At 48.8% G+C, this 7,976-nt stretch carries 5 protein-coding genes; all 5 read left to right on the top strand.

The features are described 5' to 3' along the window. The first annotated feature begins 491 nt into the window (after window positions 1–491). The 5 genes from QQL62_RS00770 to QQL62_RS00750 all read left to right on the top strand — a co-directional run bounded on the left by QQL62_RS00770 (window position 492) and on the right by QQL62_RS00750 (window position 7,947). Window positions 492–1,031 carry a hypothetical protein gene (locus QQL62_RS00770; RefSeq protein ID WP_284375194.1) on the top strand — a complete coding sequence of 180 codons (540 nt, stop codon included), beginning with the start codon at window positions 492–494 and terminating at the stop codon, window positions 1,029–1,031. A 34-nt stretch (window positions 1,032–1,065) separates the two neighbouring features. Continuing rightward, entirely contained in the window at window positions 1,066–3,093 is a 2,028-nt protein-coding gene (locus QQL62_RS00765; protein ID WP_284375192.1) for a type IV secretory system conjugative DNA transfer family protein, read from the top strand. 44 nt (window positions 3,094–3,137) lie between these two features. Further along, the gene (locus tag QQL62_RS00760; protein WP_284375190.1) at window positions 3,138–3,893 is read left to right on the top strand and encodes a replication-relaxation family protein; all 756 of its coding nucleotides are present in this window, start codon (window positions 3,138–3,140) and stop codon (window positions 3,891–3,893) included. A 62-nt stretch (window positions 3,894–3,955) separates the two neighbouring features. Beyond that, window positions 3,956–7,195: a helicase-related protein gene (locus tag QQL62_RS00755; RefSeq protein WP_284375188.1), complete on the top strand. Its 3,240-nt coding sequence runs from the start codon at window positions 3,956–3,958 to the stop codon at window positions 7,193–7,195. Beyond that, a complete protein-coding gene (locus QQL62_RS00750; protein ID WP_284375186.1) occupies window positions 7,192–7,947 on the top strand; it encodes a DUF4391 domain-containing protein in 756 nt (251 codons plus the stop codon). The genes QQL62_RS00755 and QQL62_RS00750 overlap by 4 nt, the downstream gene beginning before the upstream one ends. Window positions 7,948–7,976: the final 29 nt, after the last annotated feature.

Raw genomic sequence — 7,976 nt, 5'->3', positions numbered from 1 at the left:
TCTTGGTATGCGCCCACCAGCGCCAGAAACCTTATTGGAGAAACCGCAAATTTGTGGAACTGAAATTGGGGGCTAGACAACACCATTGGCGGCATAAATTGCAAAGCCCTTGTGCTTGAACTCTAGTTCTTCATCGAACTTACCGATTCCATAGCAATGCTCTAAGTCAAATTTTATTTTGTCAGTCATATGTCGTAGTGCTCATTTTATCAAAGATATCATCTAAGTTGCAATTCACCCAATTACCTCGTTTCACACTAGCAGTCATGTGCATCCCTGTATATGCAAGTTTTCCCTCAAGCTATGTGCCAACAACACGACACACTGCCTCACATAGCTGCGCAGTTAGTCGTTCCTCAACATCCTGACTTCATACAGTTTTTTACTATATAAACCCACCACCCACCCTTACTGTACTAGGCATACATATTGACGCGACTAGGTTTTCTGTATTTCAATCAGTGCATGATTATTTAGGGAGGATTAAATTTATGGATTTGTTATTCAAGCGAGAGCAAAAAACCAACAATCATCAGAAAACCAATTTCGTGCTCTGGGCCAAAATTGAACCAGACAGCGAAGAAAACGCGCTCATCAACAAGTACAAGATGAAAGATGCGATGCTGATTGAAGCGGTTCAGCCCAAGCTCATCCGTAACTCAATTCTCATTTCATTTGTGATTGCCATCGTCGCGGTTGTGCCCGTCAACATTTTTGCTTTTTCAGCACGGATGTATTCGCCGATGATGGTGTTCGGCGCAGCCGTTCTCATCGGCATCGTTTGCGGATATATCTACTACACCCAGAAACGCGAAACCATCTATGTCAAAGACCTGCTGCATGGTCGTAAATTCAAGTGCAAATCTGTGATTGAATTGGCACGTAAAGAAGCCTTCCTTGAATCCATCACTAACTATTTCCGCCAAGTGGTGGAAAGCGCTAAGCATTGGGATGGTCAGGAAACACGGCCCATCACACCTATGCCACCAGAAGAAGCCAAGCGTTTCATCCTGTCGGGGCCCATGCTTTGATATGGTCTTTGACCTAGGCCCACGCCTTCATGCCATGTTAAGTGGCATGGGGCAGTCGAAGGAAGGGAGAGAGCTGCGAGCGCTGTATGACGAGGTTGCGGCCTTGCTTGAGCGCCATGGTGTTGCGGATGAAGGTGGTCGCGTGGCAGTCGCCAAACGCATCAGCGCCTCGGTTACCGAACGCATGGCCGCACAAGACGATGCAGACCGCACTCAAAGCATCTTTTACTTTGTTATGGGCCTGTTCAAATTCGAAAACCTGTTTGAGCTGCCTTTTGTTGAAGAGAAACCAACACTGCCAACCGCTAAGGTTTGGGAAATCAAGACGCTCTTGGAACGGCAAAAGAACTTAGCCGAAAACTTCGACCTTGTACTCGAACGGCTGACCGACCTTGCGACCGCCTGCTTCAATCGTCTGTGGGCATCTGTGCCTGAAAGCAGCTTGGGTGATGGATTGCGTGTTCAGTCTGAGCTCATACACAACATCAGTGACCTTGGGGGTTTGGTGCATGAACTGGCAGGTTTTGTCTTCCATGATGACTTCAAAGAGCTGGGCTTGTTTGAAGACCTGACATCCACCCTTGAGGTGAAGCTGATACTGGCCTCTGGTGGCAATCCGCATGACCCAAGCGCATTCAATCGCGCCCCCAAATATGCCAACAAGTCCGATATCAAAGACGCGAACGAACTGGTGCAAACCTATGTCGGTGGCACACCGCTTGCTGACCTATTCTCAGGCAAGCTGAACTTCACCATTCCCACCAAAACCCGCTTTGAACATCATCACATTCTGGCAGGTTCTGGGCATGGCAAAACACAGACTCTGCAATATCTCATCGCCAATGACTTGCGCTCGGTAACGCGTGGTGAGCGCTCCATTGTTGTACTCGACAGCCAAGGCGACCTCATTCGCAATATATCAAACCTTGCGGTCTTTGCCGAAGGCGGTCAACTGCATGACCGCATTGTCATCATCGACCCGACAGATGTTGAATATCCCGTATCACTCAATCTGTTTGATGTGGGGCAAGACCGTCTGTCTGGCTATGCGCCCTTAGAACGCGAACGGCTGACCAACAGCATTCTTGAGCTTTACGACTTTGTGTTGGGCACCTTGCTTGATGCCCAGATGACGCAAAAGCAATCTGTCATCTTTCGCTATGTCACGCGGTTGATGCTGCACATACCCAATGCAACAATTCACACCCTGCGCGAGTTGATGGAGCCAGACGCACATATCAAATTTGCAGATGACATTGCCAAGCTTTCAGGCAGCGCCAAGCATTTCTTTGAGACTGAATTTACCAGTCGAGAATTTGAACAGACCAAGAGACAGGTTTTGCGCAGACTATGGGGCATTCTTGAGAACCAGACCTTTGAGCGGATGTTTTCGCACCCAGAGTCAAAGCTTGATTTATTCCATGAGATGAACGCAGGCAAGGTCATCCTCATTAACACCGCCAAAGACCTTTTGAAAGAAAGCGGCACTGAAATCTTCGGGCGCTTCTTCATCGCACTCATTGCACAAGCTGCCCAAGAACGTGCTGTACTGCCAAACAGTGAACGCACCCCGACATTTGTGTATATTGACGAAGCCGCTGACTATCTCGATGCCAATGTATCCACCATTCTTAGCCAAGCCCGCAAATACAATGTGGGGATGGTGCTAGCTCATCAGTATATGGGGCAGCTCTCACCAGCCTTGGCAGACAGTTTTGCTGCCAACACATCCATCAAATTTGCAGGTGGTGTATCTGCAAAGGATGCACGAACGATGGCTTCACAGATGTATTGCGAACCCTCACTAATTGAGCGCCAACGCAAGGGGTCATTTGCGTCTCACATACGCGGCGTGACCAAGCAGGCCGTGCCATTGCAGTTTCCATTCGGCTTGATGGAGAAGTTGCCGCAGATGACTGTCATAGAGCGCCAAGCTCTGCAAAAACGGATGCGAACCAATCATGCCGTACATTATTCAGAATTAGCGAATGGAACCGAGACCAAACGAACGGAGGACGTGGATGCTCAGGCAGACCCTGATGAACCCACGCCTTATTGGTGATGGTTGAACGCAAAGCAAAAGACAGTCTTGGTCGGCGCAGTCGGATGAAGCCCCAGTCAACGGGTAAGCGTATCAGACTGACAGAGCGAGACCTTCTATGGATGCAGAAAATCCATGAACATGGGCCGCTGTCAACCCGTGAGATTTTGGCGTTTTCAGAAGAAGGTGGGCAAAACAAGGGTCGTGCTCAGAATCGTCTAACGGACTTGTTCAACGAAGAAAACAATACCCACGGCAAGCCCTACCTCACGCGCCCTGAGCAGCAGTTCATGCATATCGATGCGCGATACAATCAAATCATCTATGGCCTCAGCAAAGCAGGTGAGAAAGCGCTGAAAGAAGCAGGGCTCTGGTCAGATTGGGTGCATAAAGCGGGTGGCCCCTTCTGGCACCAGCGGATGGTTGCGCAAATCACAGCTGAGATTGAGATTGACTGCCGCCGCTCAACTGACCGTAACTACATCCAAGGTTGGAAGGTACTTGAACGCGCCCAAACACGTCTGCGCTGCCCTGTCACATTCAAAGACCCCACTACAGGCAAAACCCTCACCAAGACGCTGATACCAGACCAAATCTATGGGATTGAATATCTCACAGAAGATGGGCCGCGCTACAAATTTTGGGTGCTGGAAGCGGAGCGTGGGACACACCCGAAAACCAGCAAACAGGACAGGAAGTCAGTTGAGCGGATGGAGGCGATGTATGACGTTGGGCTTAGCAAGATAAAAGCCGAGCTTAAACTGAAGGCACCATTGGTTTTGAGCCAAGCGCATCGACAGGATATGCATACAAAGCACTAGATAAACGATTGGGAACAAAGATATAAACGTGCTTTTCTTCTGTGCCTCAGTATAATGAAGAAGTGCAAAAATCTAACGCAGATCAAAAAGCTATATTTGGGGAAACTGTTTCAAGCATGCTGCTCGACAATAAAAGCCAAGGTAACGTCTTAGCCGAACTCAAGAAAGCCATCGACGATGATTGTGTGTTGTCGATCTTAACGTGTTCAATGTCAGTCTTTGGTTATGCAGCTCTAAGACAAGAACTGAATCATTCAGCAGGCAGTCGCCTGATTTTGTCGAATTTTTCGGGTAGCCTTCTAAAGGACCTCGTTGGGGGTGAGGCCGAGCAAAAAGTCAAATCATCCCTCGATCAAAAATGGTTGGCCGCCAAACTGAAAGTGTGGCTAGAGTCGCAGGCTGACGTTCGTGCATTGAATACTCCAATCACCGCAATGCAAAATCTCTTCTGCGTTCAGGGTAGCACTCCACTGGCTGTTCAGGGTAGCTCAACCTTCACTGCGTCAGGTTTGGGAGCAATAAAGTCCCAAACCTATGAGATGAACATGGCGGTAAAAGAGCCAGAAGCAACCAAGCAGCTTGTCTCATGGTTTGATACATTGTGGAACGACCGCCAAGCGCTGCGGGATGTGAAAGCCCAGCTACTGGAAAACCTTACAACAATCGCCAGCGAAAAGCCCGCGCAGTTGGTGTATTTTATTACGCTGTTCAATATCTTCAAAGACATGATCGAAGAAATTGATGAAGAGAACATCATTCGATCCAAGACTGGCTTCAAAGACACGATTGTCTGGAATAAACTCTACAAATTCCAAAAGGACGGGGTCCTTGGAGCAATCGACAAGCTCGAGCGGCACAACGGCTGTATCATCGCTGATAGTGTCGGTTTGGGTAAGACCTTCGAAGCACTTGCTGTTATTAAGTATTACGAGTTGCGCAACGACCGCGTCTTGGTACTTGCGCCTAAGCGCTTACGTGAGAACTGGACCGTCTACACAATCAACGACAAGCGCAATCTGTTGGCTGGTGACCGCTTCAATTATGACGTCTTGAACCATACCGACCTGAACCGCACCAAGGGGACATCGGGCGAGATAAATTTGGAGACGCTGAACTGGGGGAATTACGATCTCGTTGTTATCGATGAATCTCATAACTTCCGTAACAATGATACCAAGCGGGATAAGATCACTCGTTATCAACGACTGATGGATCAGATCATCCGCGCAGGCGTCAAAACGAAAGTGCTCATGCTTTCTGCGACACCCGTGAACAATCGAATGAACGATCTGAAAAACCAAGTGGCGTTCATCACTGAAGGGAATGACCGAGCACTTGGCGATAATGGCATCAGCAGCCTCGACAACACCCTGCGCCGCGCACAGCGCCATTTTAACAACTGGCTTAAATTGCCAGCAGAAAAACGTAAAACAGAAGCGCTGCTCGAGACGATCAATTTTGAGTATTTCAAACTGCTGGATTTGCTAACAATAGCACGTTCACGAAAGCATATCGAAAAATATTACGACACTTCAGAGATCGGGAAATTTCCTGAACGTCTGAAGCCTATGAATGTGAAAGCGGACATAGACACGTCAGGCGCGTTCCCACCGCTCAAAGAAGTGAACCGCGCCATTAAAAGGCTCAACCTTGCGGCCTACGCGCCCCTTGAATATGTGCGCAGCGACAAAAAAGAAGAATATAGCCGCAAATATGACCAAGAAGTAAGTGGTGGTAAGTCTGTCTTGAAGCAGACCGACCGTGAACGCAGCCTTATTCACTTGATGCGTGTGAACTTGCTCAAGCGCATGGAGAGCTCAATCCATTCATTCGCGCTGACAGTCGAGAAAATACATGGGCAAATCGACAATCTACTGACCAAAATTGAAGCCCACGAAGATGGTGAATTTGAAGAGCTCAATATCGAAGACATCGAGACTGATGCACCCGAATTTGAAAACTTCTTGATTGGGAATAAGGTCAAAGTCCTCATTCAGGATTTGGACCTGATACGCTGGAAACAGGAGCTTTCAGAAGACCGCGATCAACTAGCCGAGCTCTTGCGTGAGGCAAAGAAAATTTCAGCAGCGAAAGATGCGAAGCTCGCTGAGCTCAAGCGTGTGATCGCGACAAAAATCAAGTCGCCAATCAATGAAGGCAATAAGAAGGTCATCATCTTCACGGCCTTCGCCGACACCGCCACCTATTTGTACAACAGCCTTCACCAATGGGGTGCCGATCTTGGGGTGCATTCTGCATTGGTGACGGGCTCATCAGGAAGCAAATCAACTCTTGGCACTATCCGAAAAGACCTCAACTCCATCCTGACCAATTTCTCGCCGACTTCAAAGGAACGTGCCAAGGTTGCCCCTGAAGCCAGCGAAGAGATTGATATCCTGATCGCAACCGACTGTATTTCAGAAGGTCAAAACTTGCAGGATTGCGACATGCTCATCAATTACGACATTCACTGGAACCCCGTGCGGATCATCCAGCGTTTTGGTCGTATTGACCGTCTTGGCTCAACCAACGATAAAATCCAGCTGGCGAATTTCTGGCCCAATATGGAGCTGGACGAATATATCAATCTCGAAGCACGGGTGAGCGGCCGCATGGTGCTTTTGGATATTTCTGCGACTGGTGAAGAGAACGTCATCGAGCAAGACGAAAAGAAGCAGATGAACGATCTAGAATATCGTCGCAAACAGATGGAGCAGTTGCAAGATAGCGTCATTGACCTTGAGGATATGGACGGAAGCGTTTCGATCACCGATATGACGCTCAATGACTTCCGCATGGATTTGTCATCCTTCATGAAGGACAATTTGTCGACACTCGAAAATACGCCCACAGGCTATTACGCATCCGTGCAACCAGAGATCCCCGAAGCCGTGGCTGGCACGATCTTTTGCCTTCGTGACATAAACGGTAAGATTGAAACACAAGAAAGCTATGCTCTCGCGCCATATTTCGTCGTCTATGTAGGCGAAACGGGTGAAGTGGTGTTCAACCACCTTCAGGCCAAGAAAAGCCTCGATATCATGAAAAAACTGGGCGCAGCCAAAACCGTGCCCGATGATATAGCGGTCGCCTTGGTGGACGCGCAAACCAAGAACGGGCGAGACATGAGCTCCTATCGCGCCTTGTTGGATGTGGCGATTGAAAGCATTGTCGGTAAGTCCGAAGAGAAAGGCGTTGAAAGTCTCTTCAGTCGCGGCGGCACAACCATCGCCCAAGATCAGATCAAAGGTGCAAACGACTTCGAAGTGGTGAGCTTCTTCATCATTAAGGGCGCATCATGATCACAACCTTTCTCGACAATCTAGGCTTGCCCAAATCCTGCGAGCTGGATCGCACCATCTTCAAGAAAATGCTGTCCGACAATGTTGATCTGGACGTGACCGATAAGAAGGCGCTCAAGGACGATGTCGTCAAAATCAAATGGACGCACACGCTAAAGCCATCCACGATCAATATCGAAGCCTTTGCCGACAACACCCGCGAATATGCCGAGGTCGCAATCCTGAGCGTTGAGCTTGCCAAACCTGATCGCGCCAAACGCATCGCAGGCTTCATCCACAAGGCCATCCCTTATCCAACGCTTCTGGTGATGGCGCACGGGCCGCAGATCGCCATTAGCGTGGCCGACAAGCGTATCAACCAAGCGGACAAATCCAAATGGGTGGTCGAAGAGAGCTGGCTGACACAATGGTTCGACCCAAGCACTGATGATACAGCAGCCAATGCCTTCATGGCGGAGTGTCACATATCTGGCCTGCCGTTCACCAATTTTATGGCGTTTTACGGCGCATTGCGGGATCGCACTATCGCGATGATTGCAGCCGAACGCTCTGGGCACTATACATTGGCAACGCCCGAGCGCACTGAAAATAACATCGAACATCTGCACGAGATCGACCGCCTGACCCGCGAGATTGGCGAGCTCAAAGCTAAGCTAAAGAAGACAAAACAAATGGCACAACAAATCACACTTAATACCGAGATTAAGACGCGCAAAGATGCTATTATGAAACTAGAATCCTCAATGCGATAATTTATCAGTACCTCAAATTATAAGAAAAA

Origin of the sequence: Amylibacter marinus (assembly GCF_030160015.1) — a bacterium.
Taxonomy (GTDB): domain Bacteria; phylum Pseudomonadota; class Alphaproteobacteria; order Rhodobacterales; family Rhodobacteraceae; genus Amylibacter; species Amylibacter marinus.
The sequence above is the reverse complement of the archived record's forward strand: the minus strand, read 5'-3'. Positions and strand labels throughout refer to the sequence as shown.